The following is a 20481-nucleotide window of genomic DNA, read 5'->3' on the forward strand; positions in this document are numbered from 1 at the left end:
GCGTAATATTTTTGTAGTTTTGTTTTTTCGTGATTTAAGTGATGAATTTTCACTTGTTATTTAATTGTTGATGTTTGAAGGGGAGTGACTTCGCCGTGTATGGTCTGTTTTTGATTGTGGTTCTGGTAGTTGTAGGCGGAGCCATAGCCTTTATTGGTGACAGGCTGGGGTCAAAGGTGGGCAAGAAAAAGCTGACAATCTTTGGACTTCGTCCAAAACACACCTCGGTTTTGGTGACTATTCTTACAGGTATCAGTATTACCACCATGACTTTGGCGGTAATGACCACTGTGTCGGAAAATGTACGCACCGCTCTTTTCGGCATGGAGCAGCTGCGTCAGACCATGGCAGAGACGGAGAACCGTCTGGCATACGCTTCCAGGGAACTGGAAAATTCCAAGTCAGAACAGGCAAAAACTGATGCTGCCCTGGCCAAGACCCGTGAAGATCTGGAACAGCTTATGGAACAGCGCCGTGAGCTGGAACAGAGGGCTGATGAGCTGCAGCGTGGCAATGATGCCCTGGAAGCAGCCAAAGCAGAGCTTTTGGCGGAAAACAACAATTTGGCTTCCCAGAATCAGGGGCTTGCAGATGACAACGCCAAGCTGAATGATGACAATACCAAGCTGGCTAATGACAACAAGCAGCTGGAGGACAGAAATGCTTATCTCACCACGGGCATTCAGATTATGCGTGAGGGTGATATTACCTTCAGGGCCGGTGAAGTATTGGCCAGTGGCGTTGTGAAATGCGGCCGCAGCACTGAGGATACCATGAATGACCTACATTCCCTTACTGATGTGGCAAGGGAAAATATTGCCAGCCGCTTGGGAAGCAAGGCTACTGAGCAGGAAAAGCAGATTTGGATTTTGCAGTCTGATTACGAATATGCCTCCCAGATTATATCCGAGAGCCAGGATGATATGATTGTCCGTATTGTCTCAGTTGGTAATCTGTTGCGTGGTGAGGACGTACGCACCGTATTGCAGCTTTACCGCAATAAGCGTGTGTTCAGTGACGGTGAGCTTATTGCCACCAAGTCCATCCATGTGGATGTGAACAAGGAGGAGGAAGTGAATGCTGCAATGACCGGCTTCCTTCAGGATGTAAACGGCATTGCCACCCAAAAGGGCGTACTGCCGGATCCTATTACCGGCAACGTGGGTGTTATTGAGGGCGAGGAGATTTATAATGCCATTAATGGCTTAAGGGCGGCCCGTGGAAATGCCACTATTTACGCCTATGCCAAGGGGGCCTGCGAGGTATTCGGCCCGCTCCGTATAAGACTGAAAATTATTGCCTCCGGAGTCATTGGGGCATTTTAAAAGAGAATATTAGTATAAGGTAGAGGCTGATTGTCTTTAATTCAAGGCAATCAGTATCTGCCTTTGTTTGTGTTGGGGAGTATTTATTTTGGATAAAAAAACACTTGGAAAAAGCATATTGGCTGTGGACCCGGGACGGGACAAATGCGGTGTGGCCGCCCTGTCTGTGGACGGCACTGTGTTGTATCAGCGGGTGGTGGATACTTCGGATATGTCGGCTAAAATTAGCAATTTGAAGAGAGACTATGAAGCTGATATACTTGTAATTGGTAATGGTACCACCTCCAATGAGGCCAAGATCAGGATAAAAAATGAATGTCCGGGGCTTAAGCTTGTGGAGGTGGACGAGTACTTTACCACCCAGCTGGCGCGGGGGGAATATTGGAAGGTGAAGCCGCCAAAGGGGTGGCGTAAGCTTATACCTACCAGTATGCAGGTACCACCGGAGCCAGTGGACGATTTTGTGGCGGTTATTCTGGCCAGAAGATTTCTGGAAGAAAATAAATAATAATTAGGCTATGATAAAAGTGGCAAGAAAAGGGGAGAATAAAATGTCTGATGCTTCAAAGAGACCGGAATGGAATGATTATTTTCTTGATATTTCCAAGGCAGTAGGAAAGCGTTCCACCTGCCTCAGACGTAAATACGGGGCAATTATTGTAAAGGACAAGATTATTATCAGTACCGGTTATAACGGGGCCCCTAGGGGTGAGGCCAACTGCATTGATACCGGGCTTTGTGAACGTCAGCGTCTGGGCATTAAGCCTGGACAGAATTATGAGCTTTGTGTGGCAGTTCATGCGGAGCAGAATGCCATTATCAACGGTGATCCGGAAAAAATGAAGGGGGCAACTGCCTATATCGTGGGCTACAATGCTGACGGCACTCTGGCCAGCGGCAAGCCATGCCTTCTTTGCAGACGCATGCTGAGAAATGCTATGCTGGACAAGGTTATTTATCTGGAATCAGATGGCTCCACAGTTGAAGTGGCCCCAAAAGATATAAAGTGACTTCATGGCTGGGGCTGATTATTGGAACGGCTCATGCCCTAATTGTTCCAATAAGCAGCCCCATCATTTTTGTATACATACCTGCTTTTTTATCTTGTTGACAGAGTGCATCTCGTGCAGTAAAATTGGTATGTTCTAAAGAAAGCAGGTGACTTTTTATGCCAAATTTCGTTTGGGCATTATTGATAGCCCTGGTGGTATCACTGGCGATTACCCCGGCAGTTATATTATTTGCAGATAAAACAGGTGCCATGGATGCACCTGATGCCAGAAAAGTTCATCAAAAGCCTATTCCGCGCATTGGCGGCTTGGGCATATATATTGCCTTTATGGCTGGGGTACTGACCACCCTGCAGCTGGATATGCTCCCGGAGGATGTCCAGTCCGGAGTGATTGGTCTCCTGGTCGGTGCAACCTTAATTGTAATCCTTGGGCTGGTGGATGATTACAAAAATCTTCCTCCAAAGGTTAAGCTCCTGGGCCAGATTGTGGCGGCAGGTGTTCTTGTGGCCTTTGGGGTGCAAATTGACTTCGTGGCTGACCCTTTTGGTGATTATTTCTATCTTGAATATTTTGCAATTCCCGCTACCCTCTTTTGGATTGTGGGGCTTACCAACACTGTAAATCTTATTGATGGTCTGGATGGTCTGGCTGCAGGAGTGGCAACCATTGCCTCCATCACTATTCTTTTGGTGGCCATTCAGAACGCCTTTGTGCTGGTAACCATCATTACGGCAGCACTGGCAGGGGCAGCTATTGGCTTCCTTTGGTATAATTTCAATCCTGCCAAGATTTTCATGGGGGATACGGGCAGTATGCTCCTGGGCTTTGTGCTGGCAGGAATTTCCGTAATCGGTGCGGTAAAGAGTGCAGCAACCATTGCCCTTATTGTGCCTATTTTGGCCCTTGGTGTGCCTATTTTGGATACATCCTTTGCCATTATCCGCCGTTATCGTGGGGGCGTGCCTATTTTTAAGCCGGACAAGGGACATCTCCATCATCGCCTGTTGGATATGGGCTTTAACCAGCGTCAGGCAGTTCTTCTGATGTATGTTATCAGTGCCATGCTGGGCCTCAGTGCAGTGCTTCTTAACGAAGTGTCCGGCGGCATTGCTATTGCCATTGTAATAGCCGTTATTCTGGTTGTATTTTTTGGTGCAAGAAAACTTGGTATTCTCAGAATGAAGAATCCTTGATTTTTAATATATTTTCGTAACTTTCTCGTATGTGGAAGGGGATTAAGATGGGTAAAAAAATTAAAGTAATGACTGTGTTTGGTACCCGCCCAGAAGCAATAAAAATGGCTCCTGTAGTATTGGAGCTGGCCAAACATCCTGAGGAGATCAAGCCGGTGGTGGCTGTTACTGCCCAGCATCGGGATATGCTGGACCAGGTTTTGAATCTTTTCCATATTACGCCGGATTACGATCTGGATATTATGGCTGCCGGACAGACCTTGTTCGATATTACTTCCAGGGCTATGATGGGCCTGGATAAGGTGCTGCAGAAGGAAGACCCTGATATTGTGCTGGTACATGGTGATACCACCACTACTTTTGCGGGGGCTCTTGCTGCATATTATCATCAGACTGCCGTAGGTCATGTGGAGGCTGGTCTGAGAACTCACAACAAGTATTCGCCGTTCCCTGAGGAAATGAACCGCAAGCTCACCGGCTCTATTGCTGATTTGCATTTTGCGCCTACCAATACCTCCGAGAACAATCTTTTGGCTGAGTCCATCAATAAGGAGGGTATCTTTGTTACCGGAAATACCGTTATTGATGCTCTTCATAAAACCGTCCGTGAGGATTTTGTTTTTGAGAACAAAACTCTCCAGAATATCGATTACAAGAATAAGCGTATTGTATTGGTTACCACCCACCGCCGTGAAAATCTGGGTGAGCCAATGCGCAATGTATATAAGGCTCTGCGTCAGCTTATTGAGGAATTTGATGACGTGGAGATTGTATTCCCTGTACACAAGAACCCTAAGGTTCGTGAGGTGGTAAAGGAAGAGCTGGGTGGACACGACAAGGTTTATCTCATTGACCCTCTGGACTACGAGCCATTTGCCAATCTCATGCACAGAGCCTACATGATTCTTACTGACTCCGGCGGAGTTCAGGAGGAGGCCCCTGCATTGGGCAAGCCGGTTCTGGTGCTCCGTGATACCACAGAGCGTCCTGAGGCTGTGGAGGCCGGCACCGTTAAGCTCATCGGCACTGATGAGAAGGTGGTATATGAGGAAGCCAAAAAGCTGCTGACTGACAAAAGTGAGTACAACAGCATGGCTGAGGCCTGCAATCCTTATGGTGACGGACAGGCATCCCGCCGCATTGTGGAGGCAATTCTCCATAAGTACGGGAAGGGACATGCAAAGCCGGACCGCTTCGTGGCCAAATAATTTCATAGTAATTGTTAAGAGACTGCTTTCGGGTGGTCTCTTTTTTGTATCAAAAATATCATAAACAGAAATTATGAAAATATTAGCATGAAATTATTTTCATAAATTTTGCAGAATTGTTTCACAATTACAAAATATTTGCTATAATTGGGCTTGTGGCTATCGTTACTGTTGTTGGAGAAAAAGGCAGGTGAGGCACATGAAGCCGAATGATGAACAGAAGGAGCAGGAGTCCGGCGGACTGTCCCAGGCCCTGAAGGCTTTTGGTGTCCTTGGAGGCGTAGGCATTTTCTTTGCGGTGGTTATTGGGATTTGCATCTTCATAGGTGCCATGGCAGATGAATTTCTGGGCCTTGAATACGGTGGAAAGCTTACGGGGATAATACTTGGATTTCCCATTGCCTTTTATCTGACATATAAACAGCTCAAAGGCATTATTTGAGCCCTGTTCATCGGATTTTCTTTATGAAAAATAGATGAATAGGAAAACTAATTATGCTATAACACGCTTTTTACATTTATTGCGTGTTGAAACCCTCTATTTGGTAGATTTTGCTTGTGGCAAAATCTGAACAATTGGGTTATAATTATTCTGTATCGGAATGTTTCCGATGCAGAATAATTCAATATTCAACGAAGACGGGTAAATAAAACTTGTCGGAGGAGGAATATGCGGGAAGTTATATTGGCCAACATCATTAAGATGTTGAAGATACTGGGAGTGTTGACTGCCATGATGGTGGTTTCCCTTCTGGTATATCAGCAGATGGTCTTGCTTTGTGGACTGGCAGCCGGTTATTTCATGGGCTTTGCCTGGTATGGCATCATGCTGGGAAGACTGTGGCGCAGTGCAGATATGACTGTGGCCCAGGCGAAAAGCACCATGGCCATAGGACTTATTTTACGGTTGGTGCTGCTATTGGTGGTATTTGGTATGGCCATCCAGATTTCGGTGGAACAGTTTGTGGCTGTTGTCACAGGCTTCGCCATTGTTTATGTTCTGGGGATGGTTTTGCTGATACAGAACAACTACAGCAGATATCTGTAGGTCAATATAAATTCTCATGTTGTGTCCGGCATGGTTCGGATACAGTAGAAGGGGGTATAGGTTATGCATGAAATCGGTGTTCGCGAAACAGTGCAGTTTGCCGGCCTGACCTTCAATTGGGAGACACTGGTGATGACCTGGATAAGTATGGCTATTGTTTTGTTTATAGCTATACTTGCCACCAGGAACCTCAAAATGGTACCAACTGGTGCCCAGAACATTGTTGAGGGACTCATCGTGTGGCTTAGGGAACAGACGCTTACCAGTCTTGGGCCAAAGGGAGAATTCCTTTGTCCATTGATTGTAACATTGTTCCTTTTCCTGATTGTAGCCAATTGGCTTGGTTTGGTGCCTACTATGGCATCGCCGACAAATGATCTGAACACCACCTTGGGCCTGGCGCTCTTCATTATCGTTATGGTACATACTTTGGGTGTGTACATGAAGGGAATGCATTATATTAAGCATTTCTTCCAGCCGTTCCCAATTTTTGTTATCATCAACGTTATTGAGGAAATAGCCAAGCCAATCACACTGGCCTTCCGTCTATTTGGTAACATTCTGGCAGGTGAGATTCTCATCATTATTTTGCTTATGCTGGCTAAATGGGCAATTCTCCCATCTGTAGCATGGCTGGCCTTCAGTTTGTTTATCGGCGGAGTACAGGCATTTATCTTCACCAGCCTTTCCCTGGCTTATTTGGCCAATGCAGTAAAGGACAGTGAGGAGTAAGAACGTTTTCTCGATATTTTTATCACGACGAAAACAGAAAAAATCGTTATTTATTTTAAGGAGGATTATCTAATGGAACATTCAGTTATGGTAGCGGCAGCTATGATCGGTGTAGGTATTATTATGGGTTTGGCAGCAGTTGGTGCAGCTTTGGGCGATGCACTGGTAACCAGTAAGTTTATTGAGGGCTTGACCCGTCAGCCAGAGGCAAAGAATGCACTCTTTACTAACACCCTGATTTCCGTAGGTCTGATTGAGGCAATGTGTATTATCGCAACCGTTATTGCCCTGATTATTCTCTACGCTAATCCGCTCATCAAGTAATTAACGCTACCGATGAGGCTATTAAGTAGAGGGGGCAATAGAATTGATTGATATTAACGCAACATTAATTGCGCAGATGCTGAACTTCTTGGTTCTTGTTGTTCTTCTCCGTATTTTTGCGTATAAGCCTATTGTTAAGATGCTGAAAGAGCGTGAGGAAAGAATCGCCGGCAGCATTAAAAAAGCTGACGACGATGCCGCAGCTGCCGAAGCTACCCTGAAACAGTATCAGGACCAGCTGGCAGGTGCCCGGATAAAGGCTCAGGAGATTATCGACAAGGCAGAAAAGCGCACCCGTGAAGATCATGAGGCCAGCATGCAGACAACAAAAGCTGAAATCGATCAGATGAAGCATGCTGCCCAGCAGGAAATTCAGAGGGAACGCGCTCTGGCAGTTGAAAAACTCAAGGGACAGGTTGCTGCACTTTCCATTGCCGCAGCTGAGAAAATCGTTTCCAAGAATATTGATGCTGCTGAGAATGAAGCACTTATCAAGGAGTTTATCGACCAGCTCGATAAGGACAAGATTGGTGATTTGCCATGTTAAATATACAGCTTGCCCGTAAATACGGGGTTGCAATCTTTGAGATTGCCAAAGAGGAAAACCAGCTTGAGAAGTACGGCAAGGAGCTTACCCAGGTGAGCCATGACCTGTTTTCCCAGGCTGATCTTAAGGGCTTCCTGACCAACCCGCAGGTACAGCCTCAAGCCAAGAAAGACCTTATTTCCAAGCTTTTGAAGGGTGAGGTTTCTGACTTGATGTTTAAGTTTTTGCTGCTTCTGGTGGACAAGCGGCGTATTGTTCTGCTGGAGGCCATTAACGAGTGCTATCAGGAAATGTCCAACAAAGCACAGGGCATTGTAATCGCTGATGTAACCAGTGCATTTGATTTGAAGTCAGAACTCAAGGCAAGTCTTGGCAGCAAATTGGAAGAGGTGACCGGCAAAAAGGTACAGCTTCGCATGCACCAGGATAAGGGTATCATTGGCGGCGTAGTTGTAAAAATCGGTGACAGACGCATCGACGGCAGTGTGACCGGCCGTTTGCAGGCACTGAAGGCTGAATTGATGGCAAGTAATTGAGAAAATGGGGTGACAGCGAAGTATGAAAATGAATCCGGAAGAAATAACAGCCATTATCAAGGATCAAATCAAGAACTACAATGTTGATTTGAATGTTGATGATGTAGGCACTGTTATCGAAATCGGTGATGGTATCGCCCACGTTCATGGCCTCAGCAAGGCTATGGCCGGTGAGCTGCTGGATTTCGGTAACGATATATATGGTCTTGTTCTTAATCTGGAGCAGGACAACGTTGGTGCAGTTATTCTTGGTGGCGATACTGCCATCAAGGAAGGCGATATGGTAAAACGTACCGGCACCATCATGCAGGTTCCTGTAGGCGAAGCCATGGTTGGCCGTGTAGTTGATGCACTGGGCCGCCCTGTGGATGGCAAGGGACCTATCAACACAACAGAATATCGTCCGGTAGAGTATAAGGCTCCTGGTATCGCTGACAGAAAGTCAGTACATGAGCCACTCCAGACCGGTTTAAAGGCTATTGATGCCCTGGTACCTATCGGCCGTGGCCAGCGTGAGCTGATTATCGGTGACCGTGGTACTGGTAAGACCGCTATTGCCGTAGATACTATTCTGAACCAGAAGGGACAGAACTGTACTTGCGTATATGTGGCAATTGGTCAGAAGGCATCCACCGTTGCCCGCGTAGTTAAGACATTGGAAGATGCCGGTGCCATGGAGTACACCATCGTAGTTGTTGCTACAGCATCTGACAGTGCTCCACTTCAGTATCTGGCTCCTTATGCCGGCGTTGCTATGGCTGAGTACTTCATGTACAAGGGCGGTCACTGCCTCTGCGTATATGATGACCTTACCAAGCATGCGGCTGCATATCGTGCCATGTCACTGCTGCTCCGCCGTCCACCAGGACGTGAGGCATATCCGGGTGATGTATTCTACTTACATTCCCGTCTGTTGGAGCGTGCTGCCAAGCTCTCCGATAATTTAGGTGCCGGTTCCATTACCGCCCTGCCTATTATCGAGACTCTGGCAGGTGACGTTTCTGCATATATTCCTACCAACGTAATCTCCATCACCGATGGTCAGATTATGCTGGAGACTGATGCGTTCTATTCTGGTATCCGTCCTGCCATCAGCGTAGGTCTGTCCGTATCCCGTGTAGGTGGTAGTGCTCAGATTAAGGCTATGAAGCAGGTTGCCGGTACCATGCGTTTGGATCTGGCTCAGTATCGTGAGTTGGCTGCATTCGCACAGTTCGCTTCCGATTTGGATAAGGCCACCAAGGCTCAGTTGGACCGCGGTGCCCGTATGGTTGAGACTTTGAAGCAGGCCCAGTATTCCCCACTGGCTGTTGAGGAACAGGTTGTTGTAATCTTCTCCGCAGTTCGTGGCTTCCTGACTGATATTCCGGTGGACAAGGTTGTTACCTTCCAGAGTGACCTCCTGAAGTTCATGCACAACGAGCATGAGGCTGTTCTCCAGAAGGTTGCAGATCAGAAAAAGCTGGATGATGCTTTAGAGGCTGAGATTTCCAAGGCTATTGAGGAATTTAAGGAAACTGTAACCTACAAAATGGCATAAGGCAGCGAGGTGATTTTATTTGGCTAGTTTACAGGACATACGCCGTCGTATCAAGAGCGTAAAGAGTATACAGCAAATCACAAATGCCATGAACATGGTAGCAACCTCCCGCCTTCGTCAGGCCAAAGAGGCTGCTGTTGCCAATAAGCCTTATGCAGATAAAATGGCCCAGGTCGTATCTGATGTTGCCAAGAATGTGACTGATTTCAGTCATCCCCTTCTGGAGGTTTATCCGGGGGGAAAACGCCTTATACTGGTAATGACTTCTGATAAGGGACTTGCCGGAGCATATTCCAGCAATGCCATCAAGGAAGCCGTTTCCCAGGTGGTGGATAAGGGCAATACCCAGCTTATAACTGTGGGCCGTAAAGCAAGAGATTATTTTTCCAACCGTGGCTATGATGTTTGCAGCGAATACATCGGTGTCAGCGAACGCCCTAAGTTCGATAACGCCAAAGACATAGCTGAAAATATCATTGAACGTTTCAAGTCCGGTGAAATTGAAGAGGTGTATATGGTTTATACCAGATTCATTTCTGCAATTAACTGTGTTCCTGAAACTGTCAAGCTGCTTCCTTTTGGCAATCTTGCCACAGAGGAGGGCGAAGAGAAAAAGATTCGTTCAGAATACATCTATGAGCCTAATGCAGCAGAGGTACTGGGGTATCTTCTGCCACAGTATCTCGTTACCACCATTTATGCGGCGCTCCTACAGGCATCTGCCAGTGAGCTCAGTTCCCGCATGAATGCCATGAGTAACGCTACGGATAATGCTCAGGAGCTTATCGCAAAACTTGATTTGCACTATAATAAAGTTCGTCAGGCCGGCATAACCCGCGAGATCACAGAGATCGTGGGCGGTGCTGAGGCACTTAAATAAGGGGGTTTACCATTGGCAAACGGTAAAGTCGTACAGGTAATCGGACCTGTCGTAGATATTGAATTTCCCGCAGGTGAACTGCCAGAGATTCTTAATGCAATTACAATCCAGGGTAAAGCCGGCGACGTGGAAATAGATCTGGTGGTAGAGGTTATGCAGCATTTGGGTGACAGCGTTACCCGTTGTATCGCCATGAGCTCTACTGATGGTCTTACCCGTGGCATGGAAGCTGTAGATACTGGGGCTCCAATTAAGGTTCCAGTAGGCGATGCTTGCCTTGGCCGTGTATTTAACGTATTGGGTCAGACAGTTGATAATAATCCAGCACCAGTTGGCAACAAGGAATTCTGGCCAATTCATCGTCCGGCTCCTAAATTTGATGAGCAGGAGACTGCAACCCAGATTCTGGAGACTGGTATCAAGGTCGTTGACCTTATTGCTCCATATTCCCGCGGCGGTAAAATCGGTTTGTTCGGTGGTGCCGGCGTAGGCAAGACAGTTCTTATCATGGAGCTGATTCATAACATTGCTACCCAGCACGGCGGTTATTCCGTATTCGCCGGTGTAGGCGAGCGTACCCGTGAGGGTAACGATTTGTGGACTGAGATGACCGAGTCTGGCGTTATTGACAAGACTGCTCTTGTTTACGGCCAGATGAATGAGCCGCCTGGAGCCCGTATGCGTGTAGGTCTTACCGGCCTCACCATGGCGGAGTATTTCCGTGATGTTCAGGGTCAGGACGTGCTTCTCTTCATTGATAACATTTTCCGTTTCATTCAGGCTGGTTCTGAGGTATCCGCACTGCTTGGTCGTATGCCATCTGCAGTAGGTTATCAGCCAACCCTGACTACGGATATCGGTGCCCTTCAGGAGCGTATTACCTCCACCAACAAGGGTTCCATCACCTCTGTACAGGCTGTATATGTACCAGCCGATGACTTGACAGACCCAGCACCAGCTGGTACCTTTACCCATCTGGATGCAACCACAGTTCTGTCCCGTCAGATTGCTGAGCTGGGTATTTATCCGGCAGTGGACCCACTGGATTCCACTTCCCGTATTCTGGATCCAAATGTTATTGGCTCCGAGCATTACGAGGTTGCCCGTGGCGTTCAGGCAGTTCTCCAGAAGTACAAGGAGTTGCAGGATATTATCGCAATTCTGGGTATGGAAGAACTTTCCGATGATGATAAGCTGACAGTAGCCCGTGCCCGTAAGATTCAGAGATTCCTGTCCCAGCCATTTGCTGTAGCAGAAATCTTCACAGGCACACCTGGTAAATATGTTCCGCTTCGTGACACCATCCGTGGCTTCAAGGAGATTCTGGAGGGCAAGTACGACGAACTGCCAGAGGCTGCTTTCTATATGGTAGGCGGTATCGAAGAGGTTCTGGAGAAGGCAGAGAAGATGAAAAAGGAGGGATAATCCATGGCTACAATAAAGCTAGAGATTGTATCTCCGGATAAGATCGTTTATTCTGCTGATATTGATATGCTCATTGTCCGTTCCACTGACGGTGAGCTGGGTATTCTCCCTCATCATGCCCCATTGGTAACCGGCCTTGTGCCTCATGCCATGCGGGTAAAGATGGAAGGTACCGAGAAGCTGGTGGCTGTTGGCGGTGGCTTTATGGAGGTTCAGCCGGAAAAAATTTCCGTACTGGCTTCCGTTGCCGAGCTTCCTGAGGACATCGATGCAGACCGTGCACGTAAGTCCATGGAACGTGCCAAGCAGCGCATTGAGGCCTATAAGGCTGGCGGCGAGGCCCGTGGGGATATTAATCTTCTCCGCGCCGAGGCTTCCCTGCAGCGGGCATTGGCCCGTCTTAAGGCTCTTGGAACCAAGGGTGATATTTAATAACCAACAAAATTATGAGACTGGTCTACGGGCCAGTCTTTTTATTTGCAAAAATAGCCAGATAGGTCTGACTTTATTGCAAAAAAAACCAGCTTCGCGAGGAAGCTGGCCCAAAAATCCAATTATAATTTTTTACTTTGGTTTTATGCAAAATACTGCATGTATACGCTGAGACCCAAGAGACCGATGGAAGCAAAGAGGGTACCCATGCTTACGCCCACCAGAATTCTGTGAACCTTGTCGGTGAAGTTGCCGTGACGGTTAATGTAAACCACCAGCATACCAATCATAAGGCAGGTATACATAGCCACACCGATCTGGTCCAGAGCCTGCCAACCCAAAGCCATAACGAACATGGTAAGGGCAATCATAATGAGAAGCAATAAATCCTTGGAAGCCTTTGGCTTCATGTTGGCCTTGCTGTTTGTTCCCTCAACGGCGGGGGAAATGTTCTTCTGAATTTTCTTATATTGAGTAGACATTAATAAACCACCATTCTCCTTTTTATTCATATACATTATAGTACGAACAATGAGATTATATCATAATTAAACCTTTGAAAAAAGCCAGTAAACAAAATATTACATTATATAGGGCAAAATTGAAGGATAATTGTAACTTTTAGGCCGGAAAATTTGCAGAGAAAAATCACTAATGTTAAAATAGGTGTATATGTATAGTTTTAGAATTATTTTGCTTTTGAAATACAGAATATGATAAAGGGGAGAGTGAAGGTTTTATGATTAGAGAGCGTCGAAGTCGTGAAAAACTGGAAGCATATTATCATAGATTTATTGAAACTGGTGAAATTGACCCCAACGTGCACCCATGGGTGGCAAAGTCCTGGGAGAAAAGTGCTGCTTTAAAGGTGCCATACGATAAAATGTCCACTTCCAGGCGCCTTTCTGCGGAAGAGCTGCAGGAGGCCCAGAAGCTTCACGGCCCGGCAATAAAATATCTGGAGGATATCAGCGGTAACGTGCGTGAGTTTTTCCAGAAATACAACATCAGCCTGCTGATACTGGATGCCAACTGCACCGTTTTAAAGAGTTATTCCATGCCCTTTTATCAGATGACCCCGGGTGAGATTGAAGGGGTTCGGGTGGGCATAGAGGAGGTAGGTACCTCTTCCATCAGTATTGCCTATGAGCACAAGGCACCATTCTGGCTCTTTGGCCCTGAGATGTGGGCGGCAGAGTGCCAGCAAAGTGATGCCTGCTCTGCACCGATTATTGTTGATAATGAGCTGCAGTATCTGATTTCTCTTGTGGCAGTGGAGCAGACTGATATGCCTCAGGATGCCATTATCGCCATGCTGCTTACTATTAAGGAGTCCCTGGAGGTTTATCTCCATCAGTTTACCCGCATCAAGGCCCAGGAGGCTATTTTGGATGCAACTCCTTTTGCGGTGTACCATGTTATGGCCGGGGATGAGGTGGCCTATGCCAATAAGCTGGGCATGAGCAGACTAATGGGGATTGGGGCTCAGCCTCAGGACAATAATGAGGTGAAGACAAACCTTAACGAGGTTATAATGAATTATCGTCACACCCCTATTTATCGTGGCTTTAAGGGGGTGCCTTCCTATAATAAGGAGGTGACCTGGATTACCCAGGCCAAGACATACGAGGATATTACCACGGTAGTTCCATTGGATTATAACGGGGACGAGACGGTACACAGCGTAGTGGCAGTATCTATGCCAATCGAGGACCTTCGTACTCTGGTGGCTCACGCCGCTGGCTTTACGGCAAAATACAGCCTTAATTCCCTTGTGAGCGCCGGCACCAACTTCAGCTCCATTAAGGACAAGGCTCTTCGCATTGCCAGAAATAAGCATCACATGCTGATTCAGGGGGAGGCAGGAACAGGCAAGCAGCGTATGGCCCATGGTATTCATCAGGCCAGTCCGCGTGCGGCGGGACCTCTTATTACCATTCATTGCGGGGATACCACTCCGGAAATTCTGGAGCAGGAGCTTTTCGGCGTGGCCCTGAATTCTGAAATCAGCCATCCTGGCAAACTGGAACTGGCTTCAGGCGGCACTCTCTTTATTGATGAAATCGAGAAAATGCCAAAAAATATTGCCATTGAGCTGGCAGCAGCCCTTAATACCTCCCAGTCCAACCGTGTGGGGGAGGATGTGGACCGATCCATTGATGTGCGCATTGTGGGGGCCTGTGACAGCGATTTGAAGCGTCTTACTGAAAGAGGCTTGTTTGCAAGAGAATTATATGATATCATTTCGAGAAGTGTGATTCGTATACCGTCCTTGAGAAACCGTCGGGAGGATATACGGGATTTGGCAGTCCACATTGTCAATGAGCTGGCCAGCCAGCACCAGATGCCGCAAAAGACCATTGCGGAGGAAACTGTAAATATTCTCACCAATTACGATTGGCCGGGGAATATCAAGCAGCTTCAGGGGGTACTGGAGGTGGCCTTCTTCAAGACCACTGATGGTGTTATCAGACCAGAGGATATTAACCTCATGGGTGATGTTAAGCCTGACAATAAGTGGAAGGAAGATAAGGATATTTTCGTGAAGGCCTGGAAGGCTGCGGGGGGGAACGTGTCCCGCATGGCCAATCTCCTTCATGTAAGCCGTGTTACACTTTATCGGTATCTGAAAAAATACGGATTCGAAAAGAAATAGAATAGGAGCGATAAGTTTGCGTTTACGTAGAAAGCCTTGGGTTGACCAGGCTATTCATGATTTTGAGGATTTTGTGTTCCCTAAGGACAAGCCGGCTTCTGAGGAACAGAAGGGCAAGTGGGCTGAGGTCTTTGGCCGCCAGGCTGATCTTCACGTGGAGCTGGGTACAGGCAAGGGGGATTTTATCAGTCAGATGGCCCTCCGTCATCCTGATATAAATTTCATTGGCATTGAGGCACAGCAGGATGTGCTTTACATGGCAGCAAAGAAGATTCGGGAGCTGGGTATTACCAATGTTAAGCTTCTGGTATTTGATATAAATAATATCGAAGAAATTTTCGCTGAAGGGGAGGTAGACCAGTTCTACATCAATTTCTGCGATCCATGGCCAAAGGCAAGACACGCCAAGCGCCGCCTTACCCATGTGGGTTTTTTGAAGCGTTATTCCAAGCTGCTGAAGCATCCGGGCAAGCTGGTATTTAAGACAGACAACCGCCCTCTCTTTGACTTCTCACTGGAGCAGTTTGAGGAGGCCGGCCTTCAGGTGGATGATGTGTCCTTTGACCTTCATTCTGAGAATAGACCAGACAATATTATGACTGAGTATGAACGCAAGTTTAGCGGATTTGGTGAAAAAATAAATCGTTGTGAGGTAACCTTTCAGTGAGTAAAGTAGAGCCACTGGCAGCACGAAGACGAGGCCTGAAATTATGGAAAAACAACCATGAAGCCGTTTTGACTCTGGTGATAATACTGCTTATAGCAGGGCTTTTTAACGTGTTCAGTTCAACCTTCGTAATGGCTGAACGGGATTACGGAAGCCCCTATGCTTTTTTGATAAGGCATGCTGTCAGCATGTTTTTGGGGCTGGTGCTTTGTTTTGTGGGTGCCAGGGTGGATTATCACAAATGGCGCTCGCTGATAATGCCAGTGACGGTAATCCTTTTGGGCTGCCTTTTGGTGGTACTGCTCTTTACTGATCCTGTAAACGGTGCCCGCCGCTGGATTCCTTTACCGGGCTTTTCATTCCAGCCTGCGGAATTTGCCAAGCTGGTTAGTATTATGCTGGCTGGATATTATATTTCCTACCGAAATGGTCTGGGAAAAGAACTTAATCTTTTTAATCGCCAGCTGGGTGTAGTGGGCTTGTTGGCTCTTCTGGTTTACGTTGAACCGGATATGGGGACCGCCTGTATCGTTATGGGTATTCCCGTAATCATGCTTATGGTTGGCGGCCTCCGTTTAAGCAAGGTTAAGTGGCTGATTTTGGGCGGTTTTATATTGGTAGCCATTATGATTTACATGCAGCCATACCGTCTGGAGCGTCTCATGGTTACCTATGACCCTTGGCCCTATGCCCAGGATCAGGGCTATCAGACAGTGCGTTCTCTGATGTCCATAGGTTCCGGCGGACTTTTTGGCATGGGTATAGGAGAAGGCCTCAGCAAGTATGATTACCTGCCGGAGGCCCATACGGACTTTGCCTTTGCTGTGTTCAGCCAGGAAATGGGCTTTTTTGTGGTTTTGGCAATTTTGATAGTATATATGCTCTTTTGCCGTTATGCAGCCGCTATTGCCAAGCAGGCCCAGGATATGTACGGACAGATGCTGGCGGTGGGGGTTCTGCTCCTTATTGGGGGTCAGGCGGTGGCCAATCTTATTATGGTCAGCGGCATGATGCCCGTGGTTGGTGTGCCTCTTCCCTTTATCAGCTATGGCGGTACTTCTTTAGTTATGTCCTTGTTTTCTGTGGGAATTTTGGTGAATATCAGCATACAGACTGCCCGAGAAAAGGAAAAGGAGCTTATCCGTGAGATGCTGAAAAAGGAGCCTCAGCTTATTAGACGGCCGGGGCCAAAGCTCAGACGGGTTAAATGATTGATATTGTATGACAGATGATAGAAGGTAGATGTTTCATGAAAAGGCAGAAGCGTATTGCGCTGGTTAATGATATTACGGGTTTTGGCAGATGCTCAGTTACGGTGGAGCTGCCCCTGATTTCCGCCATGAAGATTCAGGCCTGTCCATTGCCAACGGCCATATTGTCTGTTCATACGGGCTTTGAGAATCCTTTTATTGACGATTACACTTGGCGTATGATTCCCTATATGGACAGCTGGGAACAGCATAATATTGAATTTGACGGTATTTGCACTGGCTTTTTGGGGAGCCTTGACCAGATTAATCTGGTGGAGGATTTTATACATCGCTTCAAGGGTGAGAATACCCGGGTTATGGTGGACCCGGTGATGGGTGACTATGGACGGCTTTATTCCTCATATACTCCTGAAATGTGCCGGGAAATGCGCCGGCTTTTAAAATGGGCTGATTTGGTGACACCAAATCTTACAGAGGCCTGCCAGCTGCTGGATGTGGAATACCCGGAAAACGGCAGTATTACTGAGGATGAGCTGGCCAAAATGGCCAGGGCCCTGTCCCAGCGCGGCCCGGAGCAGGTGGTTATTACCGGCCTCAGCGATGATACCCACATCAAAAATTACCTTTATGAAAAGAACGGTGTACAGCGCATTGTGAAAAAGGACAAGGTGGGAGATGACCGTTCAGGCACAGGGGATGCCTTTGCTGCCATTGTGGCGGGAAGCCTTGTAAATGGGGAAACATTGGAGGAGGCGGTTATAAAGGCCGCTGACTTTATTAATAAGGTTCTGGAATATACCTGCGAGCTGGAGCTGCCGTGGAATTACGGACTGGCCTTTGAGGAATTTTTAACAGAGCTGAAATAATTTTGAAGTATATATAGTGTGGGGTGGCAATATGATAGTTTATGCAACTCATGAAGGCGGCAGATATTTGCAGGTGGCGGACAGCTTAAAGGAGCAGCCCGAGGGCAAGCGGGGAATTTACGTTAATCTTACCAATAAATGTAATTGTGCCTGTACCTTCTGTCTGCGCAATATGAAGGAAATGGCGGAGCAGAGCTCCCTTTGGCTCAAGGAGGAGCCATCTGTTGATGAGGTGAAGTCACTTCTTGCTGAGCTTCCCTGGGATATGGTATCGGAAATCGTTTTTTGCGGCTTTGGTGAACCCACCTGCCGTATTGAGGCAGTGGTGGAGCTTTTAAAATATGTTAAGAGCACCCATCCTGAGGTGAAAACCAGACTTAATACCAACGGCCTGTCTGATTTGATGTATGGCCGCAGTACGGCGGGAGATTTTGCCGGGGGAATTCTTGATACTGTTTCCATCAGTCTCAATGCCTCCAACAGGGAGCGTTATCTGGAGCTGACCCGTGCCAAATATGGCATAGAGTCCTTTGATGCCATGCTGAAATTCGCAGTGGACTGCAAGGACTATGTGCTCAATGTGGTAATGACTGTGGTGGAAAAGGTGGAAAATCAGCAGGAAATTGACCTTTGCCAAAAGATTTGTGATGACCGGGGGCTGAAGCTTCGGGTTCGTATATATGAGGACAGTTAAGAAATGAAACAACTTATTATGATCAGGGGCGGCGGCGAGCTGGCCACCGGCATTGCCCATCGGCTGCATAATTGCGGCTATAAGGTGCTGATGCTGGAGCAGCAGTATCCTTCTGCCATTCGTCGCAATATCGTATTTTCTGAGGCCATTTATGACGGTGAAGCTACTGTGGAAAGGGTCACCTGTTATAAGGCGGACAATGCCAAGGAAGCCAGCAAAATGCTTAAAGAGGGTAAGCTGGTTATTATGGTGGACCCGGGGCTGGAAAGTCTGAGCTATTTTAAGCCAAATATATTGGTGGATGCCATTTACGCCAAGCGGAATCTTGGCACACACAAGGATATGGCCCCGCTGACTATCGGTATAGGTCCCGGCTTTGTGGCAGGGCAGGATGTGACCTGCGTGGTGGAAACCGCCAGAGGACATAATCTGGGACGCATACTCCATGAGGGAATTGCCCTGCCTGAAAGGGATATTGCCGAGTCAAGGGCTATTATGAGGGCTTCCCACTCCATAAATTCCCCATGTGACGGCTATCTGGAGGGGGGTCACCCCACAGCCTATATTATTGATAAGGATGAGCTCATTGGCCGTCTGCATGTGGACGGGGGCCATGTAATGGAGATAAGAACTCCTATTGCCGGTGTTTTAAGAGGCATGCTTCACGATAATTGTCCTGTGCGTACGGGCCTTAAGATTGCGGAGATTGATCCAAGCACCAAGCCCGCTAACTGCATGAGTATTTCAGCCAAGACCCGTTGCGTGGCAGGGTCGGTGCTGGAGGAAGTGGTGGCCTGGGAGCACAACCATGTGAAGAAGTCCCATCTGCTGCCATGGAAAAAGAAATAGAGGATGATTTAGATGTCTTATATAGTTACAAAACTTTTGACCACAGAGGACAGCACTGACTTCTTTCTTATCGGCAGTTTTTCCGATATGAAGCAGGCTGCTGCAGCGGCCACAGATGAATACAAGGAGTACAATAAGCAGGCCTCCTTTATGAATCTGGAAATGATTAATGAATGGCTCAGCACACGTGGGGAGTATTCCTTCCGCAAGGACAAAAACAACCGCATTCAGCTGGACATCAGCATTGCAGAGGAAAACCAGATTATTCAGAAGGACCATCAGAGGATTTTCACCTGCACCGATGCGGACAAGGAGTTTGTTAAGCTCAGCAGTGCCCTTGTATCTGATGGGGAGAAAAAGGCTGAGATTTAAATTCTCAAAAAAGTATTTGACAAATACCATTTATTAAGGTAATATACTCGTGTTGGTTATTTAAGGCCGACCATGACTCAGTAGCTCAGCTGGATTAGAGTACTTGACTACGAATCAAGGGGTCGGGGGTTCGAGTCCCTCCTGGGTCACCATTGTATATTAAGCGCAGAGCATTTGCTTTGCGCTTTTATTTTGTGCTGTTTTGTGTTATACTTAGAAAGCTGTTAAAAAGTGAATTGGATTCATTAATTATGAATCTACGGAGGTAATGTAATGGCAGGACATCCGGAGATGCTGGATAATACAGAAATACAGGAAAATAACGGGGAAAAGCTGGGCCGCCGGGAGCAGAAAAAGATAAAGGCCCGTAATGATATATTAAATGCGGCGGTAATTCAGTTCAGTGAAAAGGGGTTTCAGGCCACCTCCATTGCAGATATTATGGCTGCGGCGGATATGGGGCTGGGAACCTTTTATAATTACTTCAACTCCAAGGAGGATATTCTCATCAGTCTGCTGAACAGATTTGCAGGGGATATGTCCGAGGAGCTTCATGGTCTGATGAAATCCAGGCCGGGCTACAAGGTTATTCTTCGGGAAATGGTAATGCTTACTGCCAAGCTGGTGGGAGAGAACAGATACCTTCTGCCCCTGCTCTTCACCGGGGCCATGACCCAGTCAAACCCACGGGGCGGCCACAAGATAGATATGCCGGCACCAAAGTTTATGGGGAGGTTTTTGGAGCTTTTGAAGGCAGGGCAAACCAGTGGGGAGTTCCGCAGCGATATTTCCCCTGAAATTATGGCGGAAATGTTTCACTCCATGTTTCAGGCGGCAGCCTTCAGCCACATTCCCGTGACCTTTGAAAAGAACATTGAAATGAAGCTGACATTGCTGCTGGCAGGGATTTGCTGCAAGGATTAATTTTGTGTGTGATTGTTTTATATAGTGTGTGATTTATTT

24 protein-coding genes and 1 tRNA gene are annotated in these 20481 nt (G+C 47.2%); 24 read left to right on the forward strand and 1 reads right to left on the reverse strand.

What is annotated here, in order from left to right:
• Positions 1 to 95: 95 nt before the first annotated feature.
• The 15 genes from T525_RS0103290 (at position 96) to atpC (ending at position 12203) form a co-directional block, all read left to right on the forward strand.
• Positions 96 to 1325, forward strand: a complete 1230-nt coding sequence (locus T525_RS0103290; protein WP_027406031.1) for a DUF3084 domain-containing protein — start codon at positions 96 to 98, stop codon at positions 1323 to 1325.
• 88 nt (positions 1326 to 1413) lie between these two features.
• Positions 1414 to 1833 carry a pre-16S rRNA-processing nuclease YqgF gene (locus T525_RS0103295; RefSeq protein WP_369751929.1) on the forward strand — a complete coding sequence of 140 codons (420 nt, stop codon included), beginning with the start codon at positions 1414 to 1416 and terminating at the stop codon, positions 1831 to 1833.
• A gap of 43 nt (positions 1834 to 1876) precedes the next feature.
• On the forward strand, positions 1877 to 2335 hold the full coding sequence (locus T525_RS0103300; protein WP_027406033.1) for a dCMP deaminase family protein: 459 nt from the start codon (positions 1877 to 1879) through the stop codon (positions 2333 to 2335).
• Between the two features lie 158 nt (positions 2336 to 2493).
• Positions 2494 to 3531 (forward strand): glycosyltransferase family 4 protein, encoded by a 1038-nt coding sequence (locus T525_RS0103305; protein WP_027406034.1) that lies wholly within the window; start codon positions 2494 to 2496, stop codon positions 3529 to 3531.
• 47 nt (positions 3532 to 3578) lie between these two features.
• Complete coding sequence (gene wecB / locus T525_RS0103310) at positions 3579 to 4739, forward strand: non-hydrolyzing UDP-N-acetylglucosamine 2-epimerase (RefSeq protein ID WP_027406035.1); 1161 nt, start codon at positions 3579 to 3581, stop codon at positions 4737 to 4739.
• A gap of 199 nt (positions 4740 to 4938) precedes the next feature.
• The gene (locus T525_RS0103315) at positions 4939 to 5181 is read left to right on the forward strand and encodes an AtpZ/AtpI family protein (protein ID WP_037324948.1); all 243 of its coding nucleotides are present in this window, start codon (positions 4939 to 4941) and stop codon (positions 5179 to 5181) included.
• A 228-nt stretch (positions 5182 to 5409) separates the two neighbouring features.
• On the forward strand, positions 5410 to 5787 hold the full coding sequence (locus T525_RS15460) for a hypothetical protein (RefSeq protein WP_051533368.1): 378 nt from the start codon (positions 5410 to 5412) through the stop codon (positions 5785 to 5787).
• 63 nt (positions 5788 to 5850) lie between these two features.
• Positions 5851 to 6519: a F0F1 ATP synthase subunit A gene (atpB, locus tag T525_RS0103325; RefSeq protein WP_027406037.1), complete on the forward strand. Its 669-nt coding sequence runs from the start codon at positions 5851 to 5853 to the stop codon at positions 6517 to 6519.
• A gap of 72 nt (positions 6520 to 6591) precedes the next feature.
• Positions 6592 to 6843: a F0F1 ATP synthase subunit C gene (gene atpE, locus T525_RS0103330; protein WP_027397629.1), complete on the forward strand. Its 252-nt coding sequence runs from the start codon at positions 6592 to 6594 to the stop codon at positions 6841 to 6843.
• 43 nt (positions 6844 to 6886) lie between these two features.
• Positions 6887 to 7390, forward strand: coding sequence for a F0F1 ATP synthase subunit B (atpF, locus tag T525_RS0103335; RefSeq protein ID WP_027406038.1), 504 nt, complete (start codon positions 6887 to 6889; stop codon positions 7388 to 7390).
• Entirely contained in the window at positions 7384 to 7926 is a 543-nt protein-coding gene (atpH, locus tag T525_RS0103340; RefSeq protein ID WP_027406039.1) for an ATP synthase F1 subunit delta, read from the forward strand. The genes atpF and atpH overlap by 7 nt, the downstream gene beginning before the upstream one ends.
• A 22-nt stretch (positions 7927 to 7948) precedes the next feature.
• A complete protein-coding gene (atpA, locus tag T525_RS0103345) occupies positions 7949 to 9466 on the forward strand; it encodes a F0F1 ATP synthase subunit alpha (RefSeq protein ID WP_027406040.1) in 1518 nt (505 codons plus the stop codon).
• Between the two features lie 19 nt (positions 9467 to 9485).
• Positions 9486 to 10346, forward strand: a complete 861-nt coding sequence (gene atpG / locus T525_RS0103350) for an ATP synthase F1 subunit gamma (protein ID WP_027406041.1) — start codon at positions 9486 to 9488, stop codon at positions 10344 to 10346.
• Positions 10347 to 10358: 12 nt separating this feature from the next.
• On the forward strand, positions 10359 to 11771 hold the full coding sequence (atpD, locus tag T525_RS0103355) for a F0F1 ATP synthase subunit beta (RefSeq protein WP_027406042.1): 1413 nt from the start codon (positions 10359 to 10361) through the stop codon (positions 11769 to 11771).
• 3 nt (positions 11772 to 11774) lie between these two features.
• Positions 11775 to 12203: an ATP synthase F1 subunit epsilon gene (gene atpC / locus T525_RS0103360; RefSeq protein WP_027406043.1), complete on the forward strand. Its 429-nt coding sequence runs from the start codon at positions 11775 to 11777 to the stop codon at positions 12201 to 12203.
• A 143-nt stretch (positions 12204 to 12346) separates the two neighbouring features.
• On the opposite strand, the gene T525_RS14045 is transcribed toward atpC, so the two are convergent.
• Positions 12347 to 12685: a hypothetical protein gene (locus T525_RS14045; RefSeq protein WP_051533369.1), complete on the reverse strand. Its 339-nt coding sequence runs from the start codon at positions 12683 to 12685 to the stop codon at positions 12347 to 12349.
• Between the two features lie 257 nt (positions 12686 to 12942).
• Here T525_RS14045 and T525_RS0103370 point away from each other — a divergent pair, with 257 nt between their 5' ends.
• The 9 genes from T525_RS0103370 (at position 12943) to T525_RS0103410 (ending at position 20442) form a co-directional block, all read left to right on the forward strand.
• Entirely contained in the window at positions 12943 to 14859 is a 1917-nt protein-coding gene (locus T525_RS0103370) for a sigma 54-interacting transcriptional regulator (protein WP_027406044.1), read from the forward strand.
• A gap of 16 nt (positions 14860 to 14875) precedes the next feature.
• Positions 14876 to 15526, forward strand: a complete 651-nt coding sequence (gene trmB / locus T525_RS0103375) for a tRNA (guanosine(46)-N7)-methyltransferase TrmB (RefSeq protein ID WP_027406045.1) — start codon at positions 14876 to 14878, stop codon at positions 15524 to 15526.
• Entirely contained in the window at positions 15523 to 16737 is a 1215-nt protein-coding gene (locus T525_RS0103380) for an FtsW/RodA/SpoVE family cell cycle protein (protein WP_027406046.1), read from the forward strand. The genes trmB and T525_RS0103380 overlap by 4 nt, the downstream gene beginning before the upstream one ends.
• A 38-nt stretch (positions 16738 to 16775) precedes the next feature.
• Complete coding sequence (locus tag T525_RS0103385) at positions 16776 to 17603, forward strand: pyridoxamine kinase (RefSeq protein ID WP_027406047.1); 828 nt, start codon at positions 16776 to 16778, stop codon at positions 17601 to 17603.
• A 31-nt stretch (positions 17604 to 17634) separates the two neighbouring features.
• Positions 17635 to 18297, forward strand: coding sequence for a TatD family nuclease-associated radical SAM protein (locus T525_RS0103390; protein ID WP_027406048.1), 663 nt, complete (start codon positions 17635 to 17637; stop codon positions 18295 to 18297).
• Between the two features lie 3 nt (positions 18298 to 18300).
• Positions 18301 to 19146: a selenium-dependent molybdenum cofactor biosynthesis protein YqeB gene (gene yqeB, locus T525_RS0103395; RefSeq protein WP_027406049.1), complete on the forward strand. Its 846-nt coding sequence runs from the start codon at positions 18301 to 18303 to the stop codon at positions 19144 to 19146.
• Positions 19147 to 19158: 12 nt separating this feature from the next.
• Positions 19159 to 19518 (forward strand): hypothetical protein, encoded by a 360-nt coding sequence (locus tag T525_RS14050; protein WP_037324949.1) that lies wholly within the window; start codon positions 19159 to 19161, stop codon positions 19516 to 19518.
• 74 nt (positions 19519 to 19592) lie between these two features.
• Positions 19593 to 19670, forward strand: a tRNA-Arg gene (locus T525_RS0103405).
• Positions 19671 to 19791: 121 nt separating this feature from the next.
• Positions 19792 to 20442 (forward strand): TetR/AcrR family transcriptional regulator, encoded by a 651-nt coding sequence (locus T525_RS0103410; protein WP_051533370.1) that lies wholly within the window; start codon positions 19792 to 19794, stop codon positions 20440 to 20442.
• Positions 20443 to 20481 lie beyond the last annotated feature (39 nt).

The organism is Anaerovibrio sp. RM50 (assembly GCF_000622005.1).
GTDB lineage: Bacteria > Bacillota > Negativicutes > Selenomonadales > Selenomonadaceae > Anaerovibrio.

Coding starts and splice junctions, on each gene's coding strand:
- atpA (WP_027406040.1), top strand. CDS start 7,949: ATGAAAATGAATCCGGAAGAAATAACAGCCATTATCAAGGATCAAATC.
- T525_RS0103305 (WP_027406034.1), top strand. CDS start 2,494: ATGCCAAATTTCGTTTGGGCATTATTGATAGCCCTGGTGGTATCACTG.
- T525_RS14050 (WP_037324949.1), top strand. CDS start 19,159: ATGTCTTATATAGTTACAAAACTTTTGACCACAGAGGACAGCACTGAC.
- T525_RS0103315 (WP_037324948.1), top strand. CDS start 4,939: ATGAAGCCGAATGATGAACAGAAGGAGCAGGAGTCCGGCGGACTGTCC.
- atpE (WP_027397629.1), top strand. CDS start 6,592: ATGGAACATTCAGTTATGGTAGCGGCAGCTATGATCGGTGTAGGTATT.
- atpB (WP_027406037.1), top strand. CDS start 5,851: ATGCATGAAATCGGTGTTCGCGAAACAGTGCAGTTTGCCGGCCTGACC.
- T525_RS0103390 (WP_027406048.1), top strand. CDS start 17,635: ATGATAGTTTATGCAACTCATGAAGGCGGCAGATATTTGCAGGTGGCG.
- T525_RS15460 (WP_051533368.1), top strand. CDS start 5,410: ATGCGGGAAGTTATATTGGCCAACATCATTAAGATGTTGAAGATACTG.
- T525_RS14045 (WP_051533369.1), bottom strand. CDS start 12,685: ATGTCTACTCAATATAAGAAAATTCAGAAGAACATTTCCCCCGCCGTT.
- atpC (WP_027406043.1), top strand. CDS start 11,775: ATGGCTACAATAAAGCTAGAGATTGTATCTCCGGATAAGATCGTTTAT.
- T525_RS0103370 (WP_027406044.1), top strand. CDS start 12,943: ATGATTAGAGAGCGTCGAAGTCGTGAAAAACTGGAAGCATATTATCAT.
- T525_RS0103385 (WP_027406047.1), top strand. CDS start 16,776: ATGAAAAGGCAGAAGCGTATTGCGCTGGTTAATGATATTACGGGTTTT.
- T525_RS0103410 (WP_051533370.1), top strand. CDS start 19,792: ATGGCAGGACATCCGGAGATGCTGGATAATACAGAAATACAGGAAAAT.
- atpH (WP_027406039.1), top strand. CDS start 7,384: ATGTTAAATATACAGCTTGCCCGTAAATACGGGGTTGCAATCTTTGAG.
- T525_RS0103300 (WP_027406033.1), top strand. CDS start 1,877: ATGTCTGATGCTTCAAAGAGACCGGAATGGAATGATTATTTTCTTGAT.
- yqeB (WP_027406049.1), top strand. CDS start 18,301: ATGAAACAACTTATTATGATCAGGGGCGGCGGCGAGCTGGCCACCGGC.
- wecB (WP_027406035.1), top strand. CDS start 3,579: ATGGGTAAAAAAATTAAAGTAATGACTGTGTTTGGTACCCGCCCAGAA.